Genomic DNA, 24,500 nt, shown 5'->3' with positions numbered 1-24,500 from the left:
TTTCATATTTCGCAGATATTATTTTTCAGTGCTTCCGTCAATTTTATGTTTTCGGAGTAGTCAACCTTTACATCCAATATCCATACCCCGCCCGCATCAAGCGCTTCCCGGAGTTGGGGCCTGAATTCTTCTGCAGTTTCTATCCTGGCTCCTTTAGCCCCGAAGCTCTCCGCAAGTTTCACAAAGTCCGGGTTCGTGAATTCGGTGCCTATACTCTGGTCGAACTGTCTCCTTTCATGCCATTCGATAAGTCCGTATTTGGAGTCGTTGAAAATTACAACCACAAAACTACATCCGAGCCTGACAGCTGTTTCGAGTTCCTGCAGGTTCATGAGGAATCCGCCGTCGCCTGCTACAGCCACTAACTTGATTTCGGGTTTTAAAAAACTGGCAACTATAGCAGCAGGAAGTGCAAATCCCATGGCAGCAAGACTATTGGACATAAAGACAGTGTTTGCCTCATAAGCCGGGAAAAGCCGACCTGCCCATAGTTTATGAGCTCCTACATCGCTTACAAGTATATCGTTCCTTGACATGCATTCCCTGATATCGGAGATTATCTTCTGGGGTTTGAGGGGGAAGGATATATCATCCTTATAGTTCTCAAGCTCGGCTACCATCCGGGAGCGTACGCTTTTGAACCTTTCCGGCATTTCCTTCTTTAAACCGGACTGCTGATTAAGCTTGTATAGTGCCTGCCTGATATCTCCAAGCAGCATCAGATCCGGGATATAGCTTTCATCTGTCTCGGGATGGTCGGAATTTATGTGGATTATGCTTTTAGATCCGTCCGGGTTCCATGATCTGGGGCTGTACTCCACATAGTCGTATCCAACTGTTATCACCAGGTCCGCTATTTCCAGGCCGCACATTATGTGGTCCCTGTCCTTGATGCCCATCGATCCTAGATATTGCTCATCATCTGCCGGTAGCGCCCCTTTTCCCATGAATGTTGTGATAACCGGCAGTCCGGAGGATCTAACAAACCTTCGCAGCTCATTGGCAGCAGCACCTCTGAAAACACCGTTACCCGCAAGTATGACCGGCATTGCACTTTCTCTTATCATATCAGCGGCTTTCTTCAGGTCCTGTTCATCGTGCATGGTTATATGAGGGTGGATCTTCCTGAGAAGCGGTTGTTTTGAGCTGTTCTCCCTTGCAATATCCTCTGGAAGTTCTATATGCACTGCACCGGGCCGGTCAGTGGCGATATCAAAGGCCTTTCGTATTATCTCGGGGATGAAATCCGATCTCATGACCTTGGAGTTCCAGCTTGTGACCTGTTTGAACATAGTTACGATGTCAATATACTGATGTGATTCCTTGTGTGTCTTCTCAAGTCCCGACTGGCCGGTGATTGCCACCAGGGGTGCTTTGTCAAGATGTGCATCAGCTATTCCCGTTGTAAGATTTGTAGCACCGGGTCCCAGGGTTGCAAGGCACACTCCCGGTCTGTGTGTCATTCTACCGTAAACCTCTGCCATGAAGGCAGCACTCTGTTCATGCCTGGTGACAATGAACCTTATCCCGGACCTCGAAAGAGAATCTGTCAGGTCTACGGTTTCCTCACCAGGAACACCAAAAATATATTCTACTCCTTCGTTCTCCAGACATTTTACGAAAAGGTCACTTCCCTTCATTTTTTAATACACCTTCAATGATTTGATCTGCATGAATTCCTGCATGCCCACCCGATACAATTCTCTGCCAAGACCACTTTTCTTTAAACCACCAAATGGAAGGCGCGGATCGGATTCTACTTTATGGTTTATGGCAATGACACCTGCCTGGATATTCCTGATCAGCGTCATAGCCCGGTCTCTGTCCTGACTCCATATACTGGCACCAAGCCCGAATTTTGTACTATTGGCCAGTTCCACAGCTTCCCTTTCATCTTTGAACGTAACTATAGGTGCCACTGGTCCGAAAGTTTCCTCCTTAAGGACAGGAGCACTTCCTGTTATGTTACTGAGTACCACGGGTTCATAAAAGAAACCGTCACCTCCCATGAGTCCGCCTTCGAGAAGGATGTCAGCACCCATTTCTAGGGTTTCATCGATCTGCCTCTTTAACTTGTCTGTCTGTTTCGCATTTGCAAGCGGCCCCATCTGCGTACCCTGTTCCATGGGATCGCCTATCTTCAGTTTCTCTACCTTGCCCACAAATCTGTCAGTGAAGTCCTCCGCAATGCTTCCAGCCACGAGAAAACGTTTGGCAGCAATGCAGCTCTGTCCGGAATTACGGAACCTCGCCTTAACAGCATCCTCGGCAGCTTTTTCAACATCCGCATCTTCCAGAACTATAAACGGGTCACTACCTCCGAGTTCCAGCACGAACCTCTTCATGTAATTACCTGCTTCAGCTGCTACTTTTTGACCTGCACCATCACTCCCGGTGAAGGATACTCCACTTATCTCTTCCCTGGATATCAGTTCGGAGGCTGCCTTGCCACTGATAAGCATGGTCTGATATGCTCCGGGAGGCAGGCCGGCTGCACAGAATATCTTTTCGATCTCAAGGGCACACATGGGTACATTGCTGGAATGCTTGAGCAATACAACATTCCTGGCAGCAAGTGCGGGAATGGCTGCCCTCATAGCCTGCCAGAAAGGGAAGTTCCATGGCATTATATTAAGGATGGTACCCATTGGCTCATACAGAAATCCTGACGTTTCCGCGTCCGTATCTACAAATTCAGCCGCATGGAATGTTTCCACGTTCTGGGCAAAGAACTCACTCAACCAGGCACACTTTTCAATTTCTCCCAGGGATTCTCTGATGGGCTTGCCCATCTCCCGGGTGATCATTTCGGCCAGTTCCTGTTTCCTTTCTCTAAGTAACCCTGCGACATTTTCAAGATACGTGGCCCTCTCAATAGGCAATGTGCCCTTCCATTCCCTGAAATCTTTTCCGGCCCGTCTGATCTTGTCTTCCACTATGTATCTGGTATCCAGTTCAAAATCCCCGATTATCTCTCCTGTAGCAGGATTGACAGATTTTATACTTTCCATAATCAATATCCCCCGGTAAAACTCATTTTAAGGAAATAACTCGGGAATAGACCCGACTACTCCCCCAATTTTTACTTGGATTTGATTACATATAAAACTGGTTGCATACGGGAATACAATAAGAGCAAAGTAGGAAAATAAATTGAAAGTGATAAGATTACACTAAAAAAAGAAGTTTCTCATTCAGTTTCTCAGAGTATCTTTATGGATTTGATGTTCATAAACTCATAGAACCCGTGTTTCGATAGTTCCCTGCCCATCCCGCTTTTCTTGACTCCGCCAAATGGCAGACAGGCTTGAGGTGTACAGAATGAGTTGACCCCGACCATTCCGGTTTCAAGTTCAGAGGCTATTCTCATAGCTCTGTTACGGTCCTGGCTCCATACGCTGGCACCCAGTCCGAACTCGGAATCGTTTGCAAGTTCAATGGCTTCATCCTCAGTTTTCACAGTAATTATCGGTGCCACAGGTCCGAATGTCTCCTCTCTCATGACCTTCATATTCCTGCTAACATTACTGAGGACAGTTGGCGAGTACATGTAACCCTTGCTTGCCATTCGTCCACCGGGAATAAGGGGTTTTGCACCCTTTGATATTGCATCACCGACCTGTTCTTCCAGTATCAGCATCTGCTCATTTCTGACCATGGGTCCGATATCAGTCTCAGGGTCCATAGGATCACCTATATTCAGGTCGGTGGTCCCTTCTACGAACCTTTCAGTGAATTCTTCTGCCACATCTTCCATTACAATGAAACGTTTGGCCGCTATGCAGGTCTGTCCGGTGTTGATAAATCGGCTTGGTACACCAACTTTTGCAGCCATTTTCACATTCGCATCGTCAAGGATGATGAAGGGGTCGCTGCCACCGAGTTCCAGTACTAACTTCTTCATGTTGCGGGCAGCATTTCCGGCAACCTTCACCCCTGCATCATGGCCCCCGGTGAAGGATACGGCACGGACTTCATCCCTTGAGATAAGTGAGGATGCTGTATTCGCGTCTATGATCAATGTCTGGAAAACACCTTCCGGAAATCCTGCTTCTGTGAAGATGTTCTTTATTTCCAGTGCACACATGGGAACATAACTGGAATGCTTGAGCAGCATGACATTCCCTCCTGCAAGTATATGTGATGCCGCGCTGAGCACCTGCCAGAAGGGGAAGTTCCATGGTTTGATGGCGAGGATGGTGCCCATGGGTTCATAATGTATCATCGAATCACATGAATCTGCTTGTGCAGGCTCGGGTTCGAGTATGCTTTCTGCGTTGTCGGCAAAATAATCGAACATATCGGCACATTTGCTGACCTCCGGAACAGCCTGCTTGATGACCTTTCCCATTTCGGTACTTATCAATTCTCCATATTGCTGTTTGTTCTTACGTAACAGGTCCGCGAACCTGTGCAGCAGTTCATTACGCTCGGAAACATCAGTCCTTTTCCATTTCTTGAAGGCTTCAACTGATCCTTTGAGTATCCGGTTAACCTGCTCGTCAGTATGCATATCTACTTTGCCTATGACTTTGCCTGTTGCCGGATTGATGGATTGTATAGCTTTCATGGTTATAACCTGTAAGATGATGGGATGACTATTATATAATGTCACATATTTGCCATTATTGATTGATTGATTGTTCACCCGGACAGGGGACTCAGGCCATTACTATCTGCACAGCCGTGGGATACTTCTTCATGATGGAATATGCTATCGACCTGCCGACCCATATCTTACCTCTTTGCATGCGGCGCAATTTGCTCAGGTCTCCCAGTACCTGGAGGGCAAGCAGAGCGCTTTCATCATTGAGATAACAACTGTCAGGGACGTTCATACTATTGAAAAAAAGGACTGGCAGTTTGAGTTTATAATGAAGTTCTCCGGGGAGATTCTCCCGGAAAAACTGCAATGTATCTTTATCAAAAAGATGGTCTTCTCCTGCCTTTGTCTTTGATGCCGGTCTTTCTTCTATCAGGAGCTGAGCAAGACTTTTACGCTCGGTAACTATTCCCTCATTTATCTTGCTGACCTCAAGTCTCATCCAGCTCATAAGGACGTCGTCGGTTGCCGGTCTTGTCTCAGACATTCCATCTCTCCGCATTCAATTTCATAATTGCAAGTTTATACCGGTATTGGTCAAAAGCATCTTGCAGTTAAAAAAGGTTCACCATTCCAACTTTGTAAGTAAGTAATACTTATGGATGCCCTGGACTTTTGAGGGTGGGAACTATATAATAGAGAATTTTGGCTTCAAAATAAAAATTCTTAATAGCAATTTAAAGAAAACAACTCTCTGATATAATTGTATATTTACTTTCCCTCCACAGGCCAGATATAAATTCTTTAAATCCGACTTATAATTATGGACGATCTGGAGAGTATAGCGGAAAAGATACGGACCATGGAGATCCGTGGTGCAGGAAGGATAGCTGTTGCAGCTTCGGCGGCACTCAGGGATTATGCAAGAACCCTAGGCTCGCTGGATATCGAGGAGTTCAATGTAAAGTTGGAGGAGGCTGCAAGGACACTAGTGGAAACACGCCCGACGGCTGTATCTCTCCCCAATGCTGTGGAACTTACCAAAAGGCACAGTTCTTTAAGGGTTGACGAAGCCATAGATGAGATCGTGGATAATGCTGACAGGTTCATCACCAATGCAGGCGAAGCCTTGGGTAAGATCGGCAGGATCGGTGCTGAGAGGGTCCGTGACGGTGATGTGATCATGACCCACTGCAATTCCCATGCTGCTATTTCTATTATTAAAACCGCCTTTGATCATGGTAAGGATATATCGGTGATTGCCACTGAATCCAGACCACGCAGACAGGGTTTCATTACCATCAAGGAACTGAGCGACTACGGGATCCCGACAACTCTGATAGTAGATTCGGCTGTCAGGCTGACCATGAAGGAAGTAGACCTTGTGGTGGTGGGTGCGGATTCCATTTCTGTTAACGGCGCTCTCATAAACAAGATAGGGACATCTCAGCTCGCTCTGGCAGCACAGGAAGCCCGCAGGAATGTAATTGTGGCTGCAGAGACCTATAAGTTCAGTCCCAGAACCCTGCTCGGAGAAATGGTGGAGATAGAGGACCGCGATAGTGATGAGGTAATAGATCCTGAGATACTGAAAGAGCTTCCGAATCTGAAAGTGAAGAATCCCGCATTCGATGTCACACCTGCAGAGTACATCGATCTAATTATCACTGAAGCCGGAGCTTTCCCGCCTGCAATGGCTTTTACAATCATCAAAGATTATCTGGGGCTTGAGCTGACATTATGAGAAAGGATTCGAACCTTTCCAGTCTCACAATTTTATTCATAGATCAATGAAACATATTTCATTTTTTACCCACTGTTGCAATGTAAATAGTAAATTCTTTCTCACCGTCAATCCTGAGCAATGCGTTCATATTATCGTCAAGAAAAGCTGCGATGGCGCAGACCCCGCAACCTACCGACTGTGCACTCAGGTAGAGATTCTGGCAGACGTGACCCACATCCAGGTGAAGGTATCGGTATCCTCTTTCACCGTATCTCCATTTCATCCTGTTGGGTACGGCTGTCCAGATGAACGTGACAGCACTGTTAACTACAAAAGGCTGGTCAAGACATGCTGATCTGATATGCTCCGCAATATGCTCTCCAGCCTCTATACGGGCAAGTTCATGTTCAATGGGGAGGAAATGATACAGCCCTTTATCCAGTCCTTCTACATTGTTCACAAGTAAGTATGTTTCAAGTGCATGCCTGGCCCCTGCAGAAGGTACCGTCCTGAAGGTTACCGAATCTTTGGATTGCTTGACACCCTGGGTGCACCAGAGAAGATAAGACAACTCTTCAAGGGAGATTGGCTCCATTCTGTAATTGCGAGTACTGGTCCTGCTTTCGATGGCTTCTCTGAGATCCGTTCTGTCCACCTGTATATCCTTTGGATCCGGAAGGTCTAATACCGGTCCCTCATCCTCAGATACCGATTGAAGAGGCGGCTGAGGATATCCGAGTGACTGGTCTGATCTTTCAGCATACTGGAACTTGGTTCTTTCCATAAATTCTTTCCCGATTCCGTTCATCCCATGACCCCACATAGATTATAGAAGAGATTGGCTACCAGTCTTTTATATTTATTGCTTTTATGACGATAAAGGAACCTTCTCCGAATCCTTCAAGAGGCTTTTCAGGTACTTTTATCTCATGCGGAGGTCTGAATAATGTCTGCCTGAAAACAGGTTCTTGGAAACAATTATCTTTAAGGCTTTTTATGAGTTCACTTGCTGAATAGAAACCGGCGTTCCTGTAAAAATCCTTATGTGATCTTTTCTTCCGGTATTCTTTCCCAAGAAGACTGTTGCGTTCGATGAAAGCAATAATGAGTTCTCCTCCGGGTTCAAGTACACGATGTATTTCCCTGAATGTGCTTTCCTTATCCGTGAAGCAAAGTGAGGTGACCATCAATATGAGTTTTATAGATGAGTTTTTCAGAGGCAACTCTTCTGCAACTCCTATTATCTGCTCTATGCCACGCTTTCCTGCGATCCCGATCATCTTTTGTGAGGGGTCAAGCCCGTAGCCGATACCCAGTTCGGATGCGAATCTTCCTGTACCGACACCGATTTCCAGGCTTTTTCCGGGGATTATATCGGGCATTAACTCTCTGATCGCTTCAAGTTCAGATTCATAGATCATCTTATGCTTTTCGTACCAGTCGTCGTATATTTTCGCATAGGTGTCAAAAGGACTCTCTTCCATAAGCAACGCCTTGTTATTTTACTTCACCTGGGTAAGATTTGAAATAAGAGAATATAAAACATTTGTTATTTGTTTTGTCTTTTTAAAATATGATGATATGTTGCCAATGGTCAAGTGTGAACGAACTCGAAAAAAGAGACTTTAACTTTGTGGGCCCTACAATGACTATGCCCTCATGCAGCTGTGGGAATGGTCAACGATTACGTGTTTAATCGTTTAAGGTATATGGAATGCACAGACATACAGTAGTATCAGGAAATTTCCGGTTCCTGCAGATCTCTGGATGGTGGAATATATCCCTCTCTTTTAAAGTACCTGTGTAAGTAGATCACGGTTGCCAGAAGAAAGGAGAGCAGACATATCATATACAGTGTTCCGGACTCTGTTATCCCCAGAAAGGGATTTGTTTGCAGGGGCCACAGTGGTAGGATATCGATATAGAGGAAGGAGTCAAGTAGCACATGGTTCCAGGTCCCGAGTAGTGCACCCGTTATTATTGACATGAAAGAATAGTTCTGTTCTATCCTCAGCATACGGGTAACTGCTTGCAGGCGCTGCCTTTGAGAGTATAGTAAGAACGATAGCATAAAAGCGATTGCTGTTGCGATCATAAAAGTGTGGAGCGGACCATGCAGGGGGCGACAGCCCGTGAACAGGCAGTATATTGCTCTTACATCGATTATGATGCTCCCCAGAAGAATAGAAATAATGGAAACCTTCTTCTCAAAAAGTTCTCCGAGAAAGAAGGCCGGTCCGAGATGAAAGGGTGTGAAGGGCATTTCATCTCATATTATACGGCCGTACGGGCTTTCCTCATAGTAGCTCAGGAACTGGTCAACAGCTGCTGCAGTGTCAGCTTCAGAACCGAAGAGCAGGCTTGATAGTGTAGGTCTGTTCATATACACAACAGTTGGCTGGTCCTCTATGCCTCCCAGTGCCGCTGCCCTGTCAAGGGCATAATAGAAGTTGCCCAGTTCATCAACAAGTCCAAGCTCCATTGCCCTCTGGCCGGTATAGATCCTGCCGTCTGCAAGCTCCCTGACATCTCCTTCGCTCATGCTCCTGCCTTCTGCGATATCTTCCACAAAGTTAGCATACACTTCGGCAACGACCAGGTTCGCATACTCCTTCTCATCCTCCGTGAGACCTCGCCATGAACCGCCCATATCCTTGAAATCGCCGGATTTTGCTATGTAATACTCAACTCCCTCTTCCTCGTAGTAACCTGAAAGGTTCTCGAACATCCATATTGTGCCGATGCTTCCCGTCATTGTGGACGGATTGGCAACTATAAGATCGGCAGGTGCGGATATGTGGTAGGCTGCACTGGCTGCAACGTCGCCCATTGATACAATTACAGGTACACCGCTTTCACTTGCCCTTCTAACCTCAGTATATATCTCTTCTCCTGCGGTGGAAGATCCTCCCGGGCTGTTGATACGTAGTATTATGGCCTTTACATTCGCATCGGCGGTTGCCTCCCGGATGCTTCCGGTTACGCCCTCAGATGTTGCATATCCAAGGCCTCCGGGCACGCTGCTGGTAAGCAGGGTTCCCTGGACATAGATCACTGCTACCTTATCGGTAGATGGATACAATCCGCCACCGAAGGCATGGAAGATTATCACGAAACTTGATCCTACGATAAGTAAAAGAACGGCTATGATTGTTATGTATTGCCACTTGCGGCTTTTTTTACCGGAAGCTGGTGCTTTGCCGTTGTAAGGATCACCAGAGGAACCTGATTTCTCCTCTTTTCTTTGGTCTCTGTTAATATCATTATCAGTTACTGGTGCCTGCTTATTAGATACTGTATCTGTTTCTGCTTTATCATCCTGTTCTGTCTCTCCATAAGAATACGGGTATGTATGATACCCGGCATAATATGAAGTATCTTCTCTGCTGTCAGGATCTTTTCCGCTCATCAGTAAATTACCATCCTCACATAAAATGTGCGTGAATGTTAAAAAACCTTATGTGCTTCGCAAGCGAAATATATTTTATAATTGCAGTCAATCAACACCAGATATACTGATCATAGTCATTACGGAGAAAATACATGCCAAATACCCCTTCTGATAAAGCCGTACTTGTGACATGCGGCCTTCCATACGCCAACGGGAAAGCTCATGTAGGGCATCTTAGAACCTATATCCCTGCAGATGTCTATGTGAGATCCCTGAAAAAGAACTCACAGGAAACAACATTTGTCTGCGGTTCTGATACCCATGGTACTCCTATCGTTGTGAATGCCGAAGAACTTGGAGTCACGCCGAAAGAACTCGTCAGGAAATATCACGTCCACTTCGATGAAATGTTCAAAAAAATGGAGGTGGTGTTCGATGCATTCGGTACTACCGATGATGACACAAACCATAATCGTACACTGGATATCGTTAGTAAGCTCATCGAGAAGGATTATGTCTATCCGAAAGTAATAGAGATAGCCTATTGTCCTCAATGTGACCGCTTCCTGCCTGACAGGTATGTTGCAGGCACATGCCCTCACTGCGGAGAGAAGGCGCGCGGTGACGAATGTGACCAGGGCTGTGGAAAGCACCTGGAGCCCGGTGAACTCAATGAACCCGTATGTACCATATGCAGAGGCCCTGCAGAGTACAAGGAACAGGAACACTTCTTCTTTAAACTGTCCGAGTTCAGTGACTTCCTTCAGGAACACCTGGAAAAGCTTGGAGGTACCCTGAATGCACGTAACTATGCACTTGGATGGGTAAAGCAGGAACTATCAGACTGGTGCATTACAAGGAACCTTGAATGGGGTGTGAGATTCCCCGGGCATGATGACCTTGTTGTATATGTGTGGGTGGACGCACCTATAGGTTATATCGCATTCACAGAAGAATGGGCAAAAGCTACCGGGGGTGACTGGGAGAAGTTCTGGAAGGGTGACTGCCCGATAATTCACTTCATTGGCGGGGATATCATCTACCACCACTGTATTTTCTGGCCGGCGATGCTCAAGGGGGCAGATTACAGCCAGCCTTCTGCAGTTGTTGCGTCGGGCATGGTGAAGATTGAGGACAGGACTTTCTCAAAGAGCCGCGGTTATGTGGTCTGGGTCGAAGAGGATTATCTGAACCATGGTTTCCATCCTGATCTTCTCAGGTACTACCTCGTAAGTTACACCTCACATACAAAAGAGGTTAATTTCTCATGGAAGATATTCCAGGACAAGATAAATACCGAGCTTGTGGGTGTGCTGGGTAATTTCCTGTACAGGAACCTGCTCTTTACTTTCAAGAACTTCGGTGAGATCCCCGAGGGTGACATCGATCCGGAGGTTATAGAAAAGATAATTTCCACTACTGAAGAAGTTATAAGGGCAAACGGAGATTATGAGTTCAAGAAGGCCGCTGATACTGCAATGGCTCTTGCATCATATGGTAATTCATACTTCCAGTCAAACGAACCCTGGAAGCTCATAAAGGAAGATAAGGAAGCCTGTGGCAAGGTTGTCAAGAACTGCATACAACTGGCCAAGGCACTTATACTGCTATTCGAACCCATGACACCGGGCAGTATGGAAATAGCCTGGAAACAGATAGGAATGAACTCTGATGTCCACACAGCTACCTATGAGGAAGCAACCGTTGCTGTGATAAGCGGCACCAAGCTTGCAAAGCCTCAGATCCTGTTCACCAAGCTGGAGGATGACAAGATCGAAGAAATGGAAAAGATTTCCTCAAAGCGAGTAAAAACGGCAATGGCAAAGGAAGCAGGCATCAAGGAGGTAGAAAAAATGGAATTCAAAGAAGAAATAGAATATGACGATTTTGCAAAGCTTGACATCAGGGTCGGTAAGATCGTTACTGCCGAGAAGATCAAGAAATCCAAGAAACTCCTGCGCCTTGAGGTCGACATCGGTGACGATTCACCAAGACAGGTTGTTGCGGGCCTCGCAGAATACTACGAGCCCGAAGAGATGATCGGCAAGATCGTGAACGTACTAGTCAACCTCAAGCCTGTGAAGCTCTGCGGTGTCGAGTCCCGGGGAATGCTTTTGGCAGCTGATGCTGGCGAGCGGGTTTCCTTGCTGACGACTGATAAGGAAATGGATCCGGGCTCCTGTATCAGGTAGCTCGGATTTTATTTTTTTTTTTTTTGGGTTGAGTTGTGAGGGTCTATCCGGCTTTTAGATCTTTGGGGACTTCTGTGAGTTTGAAACACATGCAGTATACGTAAATTTTTATATTATGTAAAAAAGAGACGTCTGTAATATGGATTTTTTAGAATTAGCAAAACAGCGTTGTACTACACGAGGATTCACAGGAGGGATAATAGGCAAAAGCCATCTTGACAGAATTTTGTCTGCCGGACGTGTAGCACCAAGCGCTTGTAATATGCAACCGCAACGGATCATCGTTGTTCAGCAATCAGATAATATCCTCAAAATCCAAAAAGCATACCGAACTTTTGGTTCTCAATGTGTTCTCATTGTATGCCAGGATAAAAGGAATGCTTTGGTAAGACCATTTGACGGAAAGTGTTCAGGAGATTTAGATATTGGTATTATTTGTGACCACATGATGCTGGCAGCAAGGGAATTGAATATTGGAAGTGTAATGGTTGGGCTGTTTGACCCTGAGATTATCAGAAAAGATTTCAACATTCCTGAATACATCGAACCTACCGCATTACTTCTATTAGGCTATCCCGATAAAGGATTTTTGAGTGCTGACCGGCATATCACTGAACGCAAAACGCTTAGTGATACTGTAATGTATGAAAGCTATAACGAACAGAGCCAAGTTGCATTTAAGGATTTTCAATGAGATTATTCAGTCAAAATAGAAGGAAAGCTTAAAAATCTACTTCTCCTCATTCTGCTCAAGCACCATCTCAAGATAGGAAGTCCTTATAGAATCCTCCTCTCGGATTCCGAACTTTTCCAGGAAAGCGAATATGCGTTCGTTGTGGAACTCAATATCTGACTCGGTGGTTATCTCAACCTCGATGAACTCTCCGATATCTCTAACATTGTCAATGCAGATGGTCAGGCCTTTGAACCTGAATATCTCTCTTGTCTTCCTGACCACGCCGGACTCATAGAATCCAAGCGCAAGCAGGATGCTGCGTGTGTTTGAACCGTCCACCTCTGTCTCGAATTCCTCGCGGGTCTTTGCAACTGTTTCCAGCTTCTTTCCTTTGTAAGTGAGTACAGACCTGCCGTCAACTGAACGTATTCTCAGTGCTTCGTCGGTGTTTGCAAAATCTCTGTGAGGAGCATTAAAATAGGTGTCGTAGTGTTTCTCGACACCTATGAAATTAGCACCCATGCCTGACAGCAGTTGTTTTGCCTGCTGGTGATCGACACGGGCTTTTACTTCTATTTCTATCATTTATGCAGGGACGAACTTTGTGCCGTAATATATCATTCCACGGTCGCCGCTCTGGCCGAGCTTCCTGAACACAGGGCTGACCTTCATACCTATGCTCATATCCTTTGCATCGCCTACTATCTGGGTAGTTAGCCTGGGTCCTTCCTCAAGCTGCACGATGGCAAGGACATAAGGTGTCTGTCCCTCGAAGCCTTCTGCTGCGGCATGAATAACAGTATATGTCACGACCTCCCCTTGCCCGCTGAACTTGAAGTCCTCTATCTCTCCTTCGCGCCTGCAGGAAGGGCACATGTTGCGTGGCGGATAGAAGTATTCTCCGCATTGTTTGCAGTGCGTACCAACCAGATTATATCTGGCTATCTGTTTTCTCCAAAATCTTGGTACTGACATCGTGATCACCTGTTCCTCGAGAATATGTGTACCACAGCAGTTGCACCTGAACCGCCTACATTGTGGGTCATTCCAATCTCTGCACCGTCAACCTGGCGTTTGCCTGCTTCTCCGCGCAGCTGCTCAACAATTTCAATAGCCTGCTTGACGCCGGTCGCACCCACAGGATGTCCGCATGCCTTGAGCCCTCCCGAGGTGTTCACAGGTATTCTGCCTCCAATGGCCGTTTCCCCGTCGAAGGTGACCTTTCCACCCTCGCCTTTCTTTGCAAATCCAAGGTCCTCGATGGCACATATCTCGGCAATGGTGAAACAGTCATGGACCTCTACAAGGTCAATATCCTCCGGCCCCATCCTTGCCATCTCATATGCCCTCTTGCCTGCCACGACCGATGCATCCAGGGTAGTGATATCCCTTCTGTCATGCAGTGCAAGGGTGTCGCTTGCCTGACCCGTACCTTTGACGTATATAGGAGTGTCAGTATACTCATGGGCTATGTCTGCAGGTGCCAGTATGACGGCTGATGCACCGTCGGTTATCGGTGAACAGTCAAATATATGCAGGGGATCGGCGACCATTATGGAGTTGAGCACGGACTCTATCGTGATCTTGTTCTTGTACTGTGCTATCGGATTGAACTGGCCGTTCTGGTGGTTCTTGACAGCGGCAGATGCAAGCTGTTCACTGGTGGTGCCATACTTGTGCATATGCATCCTTGCTATCATAGCGTACAGTCCCGGGAATGTCGCTCCCATGATACCCTCCCATTCCCTGTCGGCTGCTGCAGCCAGGGCGGAGGAGGCCTTTGCTGATGGTACGTCTGTCATCTTTTCCACGCCGGCTGCTATGACGATATCGTCCATGCCGGAAGCAACTGAATAGATGCCCTGTCTTAATGCCAGCCCGCCGGAAGCACATGCTGCTTCAACGCGGGTGGAGGGTATGTGCAGGTTCTTTGCAAGGCCTGAATAATCTGCTATGAGCGCACCGATGTGCTCCTGCTCAACGAATTGTCCGCCGCTCATGTTACCGACGAACATTGAATCTATCTTCTCGCCGGTAATCCCGGCATCTTTAACGGCACCGACTCCTGCCTCTACGACAAGATCCCTGAAGGAACGGTCCCATTGCTCTCCGAAAATGGTGTTCTTCACACCGATGATTGCAACTTCTCTCATTTTCTCACCTCACGCCAGCCTGATTTTTCCCTTGTGTCTTGCATATTTTGCATAGTCAACATATACAGGGTCAGCAAGCAGTTCCTCTACCTTGGGTGCGCTGTTGCGTATCTCCTCTATTTTGTCGGTGACCGTGATACTGAATGCATCGGAACCTGCACCCGACCCGAAAGCGGTTGCAAATATCCTGTCACCTGGCTTTGCCTGGTCCAAAGTTGCTGCGATTCCCATCATGCAGGAGCCAGAATAGGTATTTCCAAGTCTTGGTACGACAAGGCCCGGTTTGATCTGCTCTTTACTGAAACCCAGCATCGATGCGACACGTGAAGGGAACTTGCCATTTGGCTGGTGGAACACTGCATAATCATAATCATCAGGTTTTGTGTTAATCTTCTGCATAAGTCCCTTCGCGGCATTTGTTACATGCTTGAAGTATCCGGGTTCACCTGTAAAGCGCCCCCCGTGTTCCGGATATGGCATACCTTCGCGCCTCCAGAAGTCAGGAGTATCTGTTGTAAATGAGTATGTATCCTCGATAATAGCTGTGAGTTCTGATTCCCTGTTGCCTATAATAAATGCCACACCGCCTGCGGCAGCAGTATATTCAAGTGCGTCCCCGGGTGCTCCCTGGGCCACATCGGAACCGATGGCAAGTCCCAGATCTATCATCCCTGAGGCTACCAGTCCCATACATGTCTGGACTGCGGCTGTACCTGCCTTACATGCGAACTCGAAGTCCGCAGCGGTCAATACAGGTGTAGCACCTACTGCCTCGGCAACTATTGTACTTGTGGGCTTTACTGCATATGGATGACTCTCCGAACCAGTGTACACAGCACCCACTCTCTGTGCATCGATCCCGGCTCTGTTCACTGCTGACCTTGCAGCTTCAACTGCAATGGTTGCTGCATCTTCATCAACATCCGGGACTGATTTTTCGTTAACCATTAATCCCGCTTTTAGAATATCAGCATCATCCCCCCATACGCGGGCGATATCTTCTATTTTTATCCTATATCTGGGGATATAGGCACCGTATGAGACTATCCCTACACTCATATTAACACCGTTCTGATTTGTTTCCATTTTAAAAATTATTCCATAATATGGTAATCACTGTATTTTCTCAGTGCTTCAACCATTTTGTCGATGTCCATCGTTGTTGCAAGAAGGGGGATCCTATCTATTTCCGCCATTTTTTTTGCCATAAGGTGCACTTCGTTCCCACGCAGGCCGTGCATAACAACGGCTCCTGGTTTCAGGTTTGTGACCCGAATGGCAACCATCGGTGACTTTCCGGTGGTTACTTTTGTAAATATCAATGCCCTTTCAGTGCTCCATCCATAAAGTTTCTGGAACTCATGTGATGAAAGCTCAAGAATTGCTTTTTTACTGTCGACGACCGTGAATCCGTACAGTGGTTTTTCAATGCCTTTATGAACGACATCACCTTCAATAAGGCTTGCAAGCTTTGCCATCTGCATAGGAAATGTATATTCGTAAGTGGCGTAAATGGCCTTTGATGTTTTCTCTGTGAAAAGCATCCCCTCATAAGCATGAATTTTCTGTCCTCCTCGCTGTGCGTCTACTTCGAGAAGAGCCTCAACGATCCTGCTTACAATAAGCGTGCCTGGTGATTTCCTTCTGCCGCTTTCGTAATCACTGATCACTGAAGGCGAAACACCCAGGTAGCCTGATAGGTCTGTCTGGGCAATCTCGAAGTTCAATCGCCATTTCTTTAATGCCTCGCCAGGTTTCTCAGAGAGAGTTATCTCGCCTGCCATCTTTTCTGCAAGATGCCGGCGAACCATTCCATGCGATTCGTCTTCCTTCATGCTTTGTTTCCCTAAGGGTAGATTCACATATATATTTAACGAATGCAAGTTCGTTAATTGACGATTTTTCGGTGGTCGGACTAGTTACAAATCATTCGGTTATATATAGTATGTTCTATATCCACTATAAAAATATGTTTCTCAAAACGCAGAAAATAGGGGTAAATGTTTCGGAAATCGTATTATATCTTATGTGTCCCAGAAAAGTCTATTATTCCTGCCGCGGACATGAAACGTTCCCTGCAGCCACATTTTCCTACATAGGACATCTGATTCTTAAAGAGATGGGCCTGAAATATCCTGATCTGCTGAAAACATATTCGTCAAAAGACGATGATATCTTAGCGGACCTGGAAACAATGTTGTTAAGAGTAAGTGAAGAGCTTGCATTCATCTATCCTGAAGAATTTGCATGTGTAAGTTCGGACATGATAGAAGAAGCCATCACACATGTGCGATCATGCATCAATGATATGGGTCCGAATCTGCTTTCGTTCATTACTGATGACAGTTCCGGACAATTACGGGAACAATTAATGTCTGCAGAATCAGGGCATCTCTATCACTCGGAAAAACTCGATCTCAGCGGGATACCTAACTCTATTATAGACATTGATGGTACTTTGTCTCCCTTACTTGTCAAAACCGGCCAGTGTCCGGAACAGGGTGTATGGAACAATGATCGCCTGCATGTTGCATCCCTTGCAATGCTCATGGAAAAGAGCAATAATTCTCATGTGCGTTCAGGTATTGTGGTTTATGCAAGGCAGGGTAGTATAAGGAATGTCAATGTCCGCTCTGATGACCGGAGGAAGGTCTTGCAGGTACTGGGCAGGGTGCGAAAGGTTAAGGGTGGCTCTCTTCCTGACCGCAAGGAAAGTTCTCTGTGTGAAGATTGTGCTTATCTGGAAATGTGCAAGGTGCAGTCATCCCTGGTATCTAAATTCTTTTGATCTACTATAATAAGCACCCAAAAGCTATTTAATTATTGACTCTTGAGGTCGTACAATGTCAAAACCTCAGTATCTTGGTGAATTGCTCCTTTACTGGTGTCCTTCCTGTAATGTGCCTGTACTTGGAAAAGAATGTTCCTGCGGAAAGACTACAAAGCATGTGACCGTAACCCCGCCCGGGGATATCCGTCCTGCATTCAAGTACGAGATCGATCTGATCAACTCCGTTGCATTAGAACAGTTCAACGCCCCTCTCATAACAGATGATCGTCTGGTAGTCTTGAACAAGTCTCCCTATGATGACCGTATGGATGAGATCATTGTCGACGGTGAGGTACTTGGTAATATTCGGTTTGAGATCGAGCACCTGCGCTGGGCTCTGCTGCTCAGAATAAACGGTGCCAGGAGAATATTTGATTTAAGTGACAGAAATTCACTGAAAAACTGGGTGCTAATAGATAAAGGTGCAGAAAAATTCATTCTGGGTGGTGCAAGCGTGCTGGCACCGGGGGTAAGTGATGCCGACCCGCATATTCTGGAAATGGACGAGGTCGTCGTCTTGTCCAGTGAGGGGAAGGTGCTGGCAGCAGGCCGTGCACGCATGAATGGTTCCCTTATGCTTGAAAGGGGTAAAGGGGTTGCGGTAAAGGTGAGGTTAAAGGAAGCTCCGGCGGACATAACTGTTCCCGAAGGTGGCAGGACCTGGAAAGATGCCGTAGCTGCCAATGAGGGATATTTGCATGATTTTGTCGACCGCTCTCATAAGTTCATACGGAATGTTGCTTCTTCCGTTGATCGTCCTGCAACAGTATCATACTCCGGCGGTAAGGACAGCCTTGCTGTGCTGCATCTTGTGGATGAGTGCCTTGATGGCTATGAACTTCTTTTTGCCGATACAGGTATCGAGTTCCCGGAAACTGTGCAAAATGCATCTGATGTTGCCAGGCATTACGGCAAACCTTTGAGGACCATCAGTTCGGGGGAAGCTTTCTGGGAATCTGTTGACAATTTTGGTCCGCCAAGCGTGGAGGTACGCTGGTGTTGCAAAGTTTGCAAACTGGGTCCGATCGCACAGCTCATCAATGATAATTACGAGGGTGGATGTCTTACATTCATAGGCCAGCGAAAGTACGAGTCCGGTGCACGTGCCAAAAGTGAGAGTGTATGGAAAAATCCCTGGGTGGGTAACCAGGTGGCAGCAGCGCCGATACAGAACTGGACCGCGATGCATGTCTGGTTGTACATCTTCAAGCATGACCTTCCCTACAATCCCATGTATGAGAATGGTTTTGACCGTATCGGCTGCTGGCTCTGCCCGTCATGTTCGCTTGCTGACCTGATAAGGCTCAAGGAAACTCATCCTGATATGGAAAAAAGGCTTAATGACTGCCTGCTTTCCTACGCAGAGCGTATGGGGCTGTCTGAAGAATGGGTTAAACATGGTTTCTGGCGCTGGAAAAAGCTTCCACCTCAATTGCAGGAGATTGCAAAGAAGAAAGGAATAAACCTTGTTCCCACAAGCAGCGGCCCTGGTAAACTCAATTTCTGTGTCACTTCCGGTTATCGTCCATGTAAACAGGGAGGTATCTCTGCAGAAGGTGCCTTTGACGCAGCCATTGACCTGGAGAAGCTGGAAGATGTGGGAATGCTGAATGCTGTGGGCAAGGCAGCTTATATGGAAGGCGTGGTTTCCCTGCTCCGGGGCGAGGATCGCGTCCAGGTTTTTGCTTCCGGGACAGTTACTGCCCGTAGTGATACCGACAGGAAGGCAAGATCCTTGATGTCTAAGGTCGAATTCTCTATTCGCAGGGCCCTGCTTTGCAGTGGCTGCGGGGTTTGTGTCGGCAAGTGCCCGAATAAGGTGACACGATTGCGAAAAGGAATTGCTGTTGTAGGCAATGGCTGCACGCACTGTGGCGTGTGTATCGAGGCCTGTCCAGTTGTTAAGTTCAATTCCTGAGGCCACAAAAGTACTATTTTCGGGATTTCGATGTCCTATTTTTTATTTTTAGGGTTGTGTGACCAGAAACCTTATACCTGATCGCCGCCAATATTTCTCGGTGATTTTTTGGTAAAAAGAGCACTGCTCAGCGTTTCTGATAAGACCGGCATTGTGGATTTTGCCCGTGGACTCGAAAAACTTGACATACAGATAATCTCAACCGGTGGCACGGCACGTATGCTTCGTGATGCAGGTATAGGGGTGACAGATGTATCTGAAGTTACCGGTTTCCCGGAAATGATGGGCGGGAGGGTGAAAACTCTTCACCCTATGATCCATGGCGGCATTCTCTGTGTTCGTGATGATCACGACCATATGGGGGAAGCTGAAAAAGTAAATGTAGAACTTATCGACCTTGTAGCAGTAAACCTGTACCCGTTTGAAATAACAGTCTCAAAAGAAGGCGTCCTTCTTGAGGATGCCATAGAGAACATCGATATCGGTGGCCCGGCTATGTTGCGTTCGGCTGCAAAGAACTATAACTCGGTAACAGTGGTCTGTGATCCTGACGATTACGGATCCATCCTGAAGGAATTGCGTTCAAGCGGTATAATCTCCCAGAAGACCAGGGAAAAACTTGCTGTAAGGGCTTTCAGGCATACTGCTGATTATGATGCTACTATAGATACATATCTCAGCAGAGTACTGCTGGATGAGGAAGTCCTGCGTATGAATTTCAATGGTGGTGTCACTCTCAGATACGGAGAGAACTGGCATCAGGATGCTAAATTCTACAAAGAGGTGGGTGTTTCAGGTCCGGTCCTTGCAAATGCGAAGCAACTTCATGGGAAGGAACTTTCATATAACAACTATATAGACGCTGACAATGCTCTGCGGACGGTAAAGGAGCTGGGTCCTGGCAAAACAGCAGTCACCATTGTAAAACACAATAATCCATGCGGTCTTTCAACGGGTAATACGCTTCTCCAGGCACTCGGAGCTGCCTGGGATGGTGACCCGATATCTGCTTATGGCAGTATAATCTGCACGAACACTGTCTTTGACCTTGAGTCTGCACAGTTCCTGAACGGTAAGTTCATCGAGATAATCCTTGCACCAGGCTTTGAGCCTGATGCTCTTGAATATCTCCGGAACAAAAGTGCTAACCTCCGGCTTCTTGAACTGCCTGATCTGAATGAGGAGTTCGAGGTCCGGGACACTTATAAATACGTCCTGGGCGGGATGCTGAAACAGGCCCGTAACATGGGAATATATGAGAAATGGGAGACTGTAACTCAAAAGCCTTTCCCGGAAGAGCTGCGAGCCCTGTCAGAGTTCTCCCTTCATGCCTGCAAATCCGTTAAATCGAATGCTGTCACCCTTGCCTATGAGTATTCCGATGGTTGTTATATGATGCTTTCCATGGGGGCAGGACAGCCTAACAGGGTAGATTCCATCAGAAAGCTTGCAGCCACTAAGGCCAGGGAGAATCTTGCTGTGATCTATGAACGTGAGAAACCGGATATATCCTTTGATGAATATTGTGAGCATATTTTGTCAAAGTGCGTGATGGCTTCGGATGCTTTCTTCCCCTTCGATGACAGCATCGTGCATGCAGCTGAAAATGGGATCATGTATGTTCTTTCCCCTGGTGGTTCTATCAGGGACAATGAAGTCATATCCACAGCTGACAGGCTTGGTGTCTCTATGGTTTTCACCGGGATGAGGCATTTCTTACATTGAGTGCTGTGCTCCTTATGGGGCATCGCCTTCGTTTATTTTTTACTTTGCCTGATCGGTTATTGCTACTATCGATGTTCTGGGGCAATGTAAAACATTTCAAAGATTGTATCAGTTTCTTTAACTGATAAAATATATAAAGTATCACAACTTCTCCTCTTAAAGTAAGCATGTTTTATGTCATCGTACATTATAGCCAGACCAACTGATGTGATTGCAATGAGATCAAAAGGGTTGCTAAGCATATTGACTTATTCGGAAAAACGCAAAGATATCCTTTTTTTGCTTGCTGACGGACCAAGAACTCTTTCCGATATAAAGGAATATTTTAAGGTGTCCTCCCCCGAGATATTCCCGCGGCTCAAGGAAATGGAGAGTTCAAATATGATCTCCAAAGATGACAAGATTTACTCTATCACTCCAATAGGAAAAGCTATACTGAAGCATTACACGCCATTTCTGGATATACTTAGCACTATAGAGAAGAATGAGACTTTCTGGAAGGAGCACATGCTGGATGATATTCCTGAAACTTTACTTGAGAATCTTTCAGACCTTCTTGACTGTGAGGTAGTTGCAGATAGTATTGAGAATATATATGAATCACATAAGCTATTCAAAGAGAATATCGGTAAGTCCAGTGTTCTAAAAGGTGTTTCATCTATCTTTATCCCCAGCTATCCTGACTTCTTTGTTGAGCTTGTCAACAACAATGTCAGAACTTCCCTTATATTGACTGAGAATGTTTTTTTTAAAGTAGTGACCGAACACAGGGAGAAGATAGAGATATATCTTAACTCTCCGGATTCGGAACTTTACATCATTGAAGATGTCAGGCTTGCCTTTGTGGTTACTGACCAATTCTTTTCTATGTCACTTTTCTTTTCCAACGGTTCTTATGATCCCCGTCATGATATGGTAGGTCATGATGCATCGGCGATCAAATGGGGAAACGACCTTTTTGAGCATTACAGGAAATTGTCCCGTCGTGTCACCTCCATTTAACCATTTTTTAAATTATAAGGCCGGTAACTGTCTTCAGGCCTATTGCCGAGCTTGACTCACCATCCACAAGGAAAAGTCGTCTTGTTTGCCTGCTTTTGTTTTCTATGTCCACCGGGCGGGTGAAGTTTCTGATTGTCACAATGCCTGCAAGCAGGCTATAGAATAGTATCACAGGTTCATGGCCAACAGTTCCGTTAAGCAGGAAGAACATGAGTGTGGAATGTGAAACAAGATGCATAAACAGGAGAAGCTTTCTGGTATTTTTTTCACCAAGGCTGACAGGTAATGTTCTTATTCCTGCCATGAAGTCACCTTTGACGTCTTTGAAATCATAGACGGCTGAATTGACAAAGAGCTTTGTTCCGAAGAAAAGGAATACCAGTAAAGTGGGCAGCATATTTTCAGCAGAGGAGCCTGCAATTCCGGCAATGAATGCTCCCCACGTAAGTCCGACAACCGTGTTCTTGACTCCCATGCTGCCTTTGAGCCTTAATCTGAATTTTCCAAAAATCAGTCCTTTGGTATAGAGGTAGCCCGTAACAAGGGGGAGAAAAGCAATGGTAAGCAAATTGTCTGTAGCAAGTACGAAGGCTCCTATGATAAAACATATCAATGCTACAAAGAGTGCAAATTTAGCAGATGCTCCTTTTAGTTCGGTCCGGTTGACGGTGTCCTCTTCAGTATCCATTGCCCTGTCAAGCGTATAAACGGCGTATATGATAAGTGCTCCTGCAATGCAGTGCAAAGCGACACATTCTGCCTGGATGAGCAAAAAGGCAATGTATATTCGAAAAGCACCCGAGATCGAAACCAGCAGGGAACTCTTCAGAAGATAAAGTGTGGCTGTTGTTCTGGCGTTAATGAAAAAGTTATTCAGTACGTATTCGTTCACTGAGGGGTCAGATAGGTTTACTAATCCATTTGAACTCATAGTATCAAATGGTGTAAAACGCCGTAATATTACTTGCTCAGTATAATCTTAAATCATTAAGCTAATGTTATAGTATAAGTATAACTAACCACGACAATACAAATAGCAGATACTTATTGCCGGGTGAGTTCAGGCTATGTTCTTTTTTTAGGTTGCGGTACTTTGCCTGACTTGTCTTATAACTTTTATAAAATCTTATATGTATAAATAATTTTGGGGCTTGCATATTATATTCAATGATTTTATTATATTATCAGGCTAATCTTAGTTCAAGGTTAATATATATATTCTAAAGACAGATGGTAAATAAACGGTCTTCAGCAGACATTATAGGGAATAAATATCTTTAAAATAGTTTTATTCTTCATATGTAGGTGCGTGCGTAAAAAATGGCTTTTGCATATACTATTACAAATGAAATAGCTTGTTTCCATCCCAAAACGGATTTCCTGCACAGAAAGAAATCAAAGTCTACAATCGCTTTCGATCCTGATCGAAATTATTTGAATCATGATCTCATTTACCTGAAAGGAAATGAAGGTACTTGTTATTGGATGGACTCAAAAGGCCTGCGGATACACTTTTGTCATGTTGGTACTATAAATGATATATCACTGGAAGATATCAATTCAATATTGACTACTGTGCTTGCATCAGTATATTTTTTTGATGAAGAATATATCTTCAGGTTTGCAAAGAGACTTTTCTCAAAGATGGGAGATGCTTTTGATATGGGTTCCGATCCGGATGGTACTATTGATGTCCTGTTGGGGTGGAAGTCCATTGCCCTGCTTATTCTCTCGTCGGACCATTACGTGAAAGCAAGCATCGGGGTCAGGATCGGTCAGGATGATTATGGCATTCTCTCTTAGTATTATTTAGTCTCTATTCTGTTTCTTGGCTGCTGCTTGCGTAAAGAAGCAGGCATCCGCTGAATGCAAAGAAGATCGGGGCAATAGGTATTGTGCTGAAAGAACTGTTCCATACTGCTGTCGAACTGATAAGTGTCATCACTGCACATGCAATAAGCAGTATTGCGATGGTTCGGATACTCAGTTCCATCTCTATGTTTTGCCGGAAAAGTTCATAGAATACAACTGCTATGCACAGTAAAGCTGCCATTGACCAGGTAATCGTTCTTAATGAGGGCAGGAATCCTCCATAAGAGAGTAGCGTAAGTTGTTTCAACAGGTCCACAAAGATCGTTCCGTACTGCACATCGAAATTTGCATAAAGGACAGAGAACTTTATACCCCAGCCGCTTGAATAGTCACTGGTATAAAAATAGAATTCCCATGGGGTGATAAGACATATCAGGGGCAATATCTTCCGCAGTAGAAAAATATCTTCTGGGCTGATTTTTATATTTTGCATGGAATATAATAATTGCTTTTATTATATATTCTTCTTCCT

Annotated in this window: 23 protein-coding genes; 8 read left to right on the top strand and 15 right to left on the bottom strand. The window is 45.7% G+C overall.

Annotation, left to right across the window (positions count from 1 at the left end; genetic code table 11):
* Positions 1-2: 2 nt before the first annotated feature.
* The 4 genes from CUN85_RS08055 to CUN85_RS08040 all read right to left on the bottom strand — a co-directional run bounded on the left by CUN85_RS08055 (position 3) and on the right by CUN85_RS08040 (position 5,090).
* A complete protein-coding gene (locus CUN85_RS08055; RefSeq protein ID WP_135389811.1) occupies positions 3-1,640 on the bottom strand; it encodes an acetolactate synthase large subunit in 1,638 nt (545 codons plus the stop codon).
* A 3-nt stretch (positions 1,641-1,643) separates the two neighbouring features.
* A complete protein-coding gene (locus CUN85_RS08050) occupies positions 1,644-3,011 on the bottom strand; it encodes an NAD-dependent succinate-semialdehyde dehydrogenase (RefSeq protein ID WP_135389810.1) in 1,368 nt (455 codons plus the stop codon).
* Positions 3,012-3,202: 191 nt separating this feature from the next.
* On the bottom strand, positions 3,203-4,570 hold the full coding sequence (locus tag CUN85_RS08045; RefSeq protein WP_135389809.1) for an NAD-dependent succinate-semialdehyde dehydrogenase: 1,368 nt from the start codon (positions 4,568-4,570) through the stop codon (positions 3,203-3,205).
* A 91-nt stretch (positions 4,571-4,661) separates the two neighbouring features.
* Entirely contained in the window at positions 4,662-5,090 is a 429-nt protein-coding gene (locus tag CUN85_RS08040) for a DUF61 family protein (protein ID WP_135389808.1), read from the bottom strand.
* Between the two features lie 276 nt (positions 5,091-5,366).
* Between CUN85_RS08040 and CUN85_RS08035 the strand changes: the two genes are divergently transcribed.
* Entirely contained in the window at positions 5,367-6,287 is a 921-nt protein-coding gene (locus CUN85_RS08035) for a ribose 1,5-bisphosphate isomerase (RefSeq protein WP_135389807.1), read from the top strand.
* A gap of 58 nt (positions 6,288-6,345) precedes the next feature.
* Here the strand turns inward: CUN85_RS08035 and CUN85_RS08030 are convergent, their stop codons facing one another.
* The 4 genes from CUN85_RS08030 to sppA all read right to left on the bottom strand — a co-directional run bounded on the left by CUN85_RS08030 (position 6,346) and on the right by sppA (position 9,678).
* On the bottom strand, positions 6,346-7,077 hold the full coding sequence (locus CUN85_RS08030) for a SagB/ThcOx family dehydrogenase (RefSeq protein ID WP_135389806.1): 732 nt from the start codon (positions 7,075-7,077) through the stop codon (positions 6,346-6,348).
* 34 nt (positions 7,078-7,111) lie between these two features.
* Complete coding sequence (locus CUN85_RS08025; protein ID WP_135389805.1) at positions 7,112-7,753, bottom strand: class I SAM-dependent methyltransferase; 642 nt, start codon at positions 7,751-7,753, stop codon at positions 7,112-7,114.
* Positions 7,754-8,004: 251 nt separating this feature from the next.
* On the bottom strand, positions 8,005-8,532 hold the full coding sequence (locus CUN85_RS08020; protein ID WP_135389804.1) for a hypothetical protein: 528 nt from the start codon (positions 8,530-8,532) through the stop codon (positions 8,005-8,007).
* A gap of 6 nt (positions 8,533-8,538) precedes the next feature.
* The gene (gene sppA, locus CUN85_RS08015; protein ID WP_135389803.1) at positions 8,539-9,678 is read right to left on the bottom strand and encodes a signal peptide peptidase SppA; all 1,140 of its coding nucleotides are present in this window, start codon (positions 9,676-9,678) and stop codon (positions 8,539-8,541) included.
* Between the two features lie 134 nt (positions 9,679-9,812).
* Here sppA and metG point away from each other — a divergent pair, with 134 nt between their 5' ends.
* Complete coding sequence (gene metG, locus CUN85_RS08010; protein WP_135389802.1) at positions 9,813-11,852, top strand: methionine--tRNA ligase; 2,040 nt, start codon at positions 9,813-9,815, stop codon at positions 11,850-11,852.
* 139 nt (positions 11,853-11,991) lie between these two features.
* Positions 11,992-12,546 (top strand): nitroreductase family protein, encoded by a 555-nt coding sequence (locus tag CUN85_RS08005; protein WP_135389801.1) that lies wholly within the window; start codon positions 11,992-11,994, stop codon positions 12,544-12,546.
* A 36-nt stretch (positions 12,547-12,582) separates the two neighbouring features.
* Here CUN85_RS08005 and cyaB read toward each other — a convergent pair whose 3' ends face one another.
* The 5 genes from cyaB to CUN85_RS07980 are packed head-to-tail and all read right to left on the bottom strand — an operon-like array spanning position 12,583 to position 16,516.
* Positions 12,583-13,113, bottom strand: coding sequence for a class IV adenylate cyclase (gene cyaB / locus CUN85_RS08000; protein ID WP_135389800.1), 531 nt, complete (start codon positions 13,111-13,113; stop codon positions 12,583-12,585).
* Entirely contained in the window at positions 13,114-13,503 is a 390-nt protein-coding gene (locus CUN85_RS07995; protein ID WP_135389799.1) for a Zn-ribbon domain-containing OB-fold protein, read from the bottom strand.
* A 5-nt stretch (positions 13,504-13,508) separates the two neighbouring features.
* On the bottom strand, positions 13,509-14,681 hold the full coding sequence (locus CUN85_RS07990) for a thiolase domain-containing protein (RefSeq protein WP_135389798.1): 1,173 nt from the start codon (positions 14,679-14,681) through the stop codon (positions 13,509-13,511).
* 9 nt (positions 14,682-14,690) lie between these two features.
* Positions 14,691-15,740 carry a hydroxymethylglutaryl-CoA synthase gene (locus CUN85_RS07985; RefSeq protein WP_135389861.1) on the bottom strand — a complete coding sequence of 350 codons (1,050 nt, stop codon included), beginning with the start codon at positions 15,738-15,740 and terminating at the stop codon, positions 14,691-14,693.
* A gap of 35 nt (positions 15,741-15,775) precedes the next feature.
* Positions 15,776-16,516, bottom strand: a complete 741-nt coding sequence (locus tag CUN85_RS07980; RefSeq protein WP_135389797.1) for a helix-turn-helix domain-containing protein — start codon at positions 16,514-16,516, stop codon at positions 15,776-15,778.
* 134 nt (positions 16,517-16,650) lie between these two features.
* Between CUN85_RS07980 and CUN85_RS07975 the strand changes: the two genes are divergently transcribed.
* From CUN85_RS07975 to CUN85_RS07960, 4 genes are all read left to right on the top strand, one after another.
* Complete coding sequence (locus CUN85_RS07975) at positions 16,651-17,469, top strand: CRISPR-associated protein Cas4 (RefSeq protein ID WP_167848833.1); 819 nt, start codon at positions 16,651-16,653, stop codon at positions 17,467-17,469.
* Between the two features lie 55 nt (positions 17,470-17,524).
* Positions 17,525-19,429 (top strand): phosphoadenosine phosphosulfate reductase domain-containing protein, encoded by a 1,905-nt coding sequence (locus CUN85_RS07970; RefSeq protein ID WP_135389795.1) that lies wholly within the window; start codon positions 17,525-17,527, stop codon positions 19,427-19,429.
* 108 nt (positions 19,430-19,537) lie between these two features.
* On the top strand, positions 19,538-21,154 hold the full coding sequence (gene purH / locus CUN85_RS07965) for a bifunctional phosphoribosylaminoimidazolecarboxamide formyltransferase/IMP cyclohydrolase (RefSeq protein WP_135389794.1): 1,617 nt from the start codon (positions 19,538-19,540) through the stop codon (positions 21,152-21,154).
* Positions 21,155-21,328: 174 nt separating this feature from the next.
* Complete coding sequence (locus tag CUN85_RS07960; RefSeq protein ID WP_235856254.1) at positions 21,329-22,156, top strand: helix-turn-helix transcriptional regulator; 828 nt, start codon at positions 21,329-21,331, stop codon at positions 22,154-22,156.
* A 7-nt stretch (positions 22,157-22,163) separates the two neighbouring features.
* Here the strand turns inward: CUN85_RS07960 and CUN85_RS07955 are convergent, their stop codons facing one another.
* Positions 22,164-23,087 carry a UbiA family prenyltransferase gene (locus CUN85_RS07955; RefSeq protein ID WP_135389793.1) on the bottom strand — a complete coding sequence of 308 codons (924 nt, stop codon included), beginning with the start codon at positions 23,085-23,087 and terminating at the stop codon, positions 22,164-22,166.
* A 389-nt stretch (positions 23,088-23,476) separates the two neighbouring features.
* Here CUN85_RS07955 and CUN85_RS07950 point away from each other — a divergent pair, with 389 nt between their 5' ends.
* A complete protein-coding gene (locus CUN85_RS07950; RefSeq protein WP_167848832.1) occupies positions 23,477-23,959 on the top strand; it encodes a hypothetical protein in 483 nt (160 codons plus the stop codon).
* 13 nt (positions 23,960-23,972) lie between these two features.
* Here CUN85_RS07950 and CUN85_RS07945 read toward each other — a convergent pair whose 3' ends face one another.
* A complete protein-coding gene (locus CUN85_RS07945; protein WP_135389791.1) occupies positions 23,973-24,461 on the bottom strand; it encodes a hypothetical protein in 489 nt (162 codons plus the stop codon).
* Positions 24,462-24,500: the final 39 nt, after the last annotated feature.

This window comes from Methanolobus halotolerans (assembly GCF_004745425.1).
Taxonomy (GTDB): domain Archaea; phylum Halobacteriota; class Methanosarcinia; order Methanosarcinales; family Methanosarcinaceae; genus Methanolobus; species Methanolobus halotolerans.
Note: the sequence above shows the minus strand (reverse complement) of the source record. Positions and strands in the feature narration are given on the sequence as shown.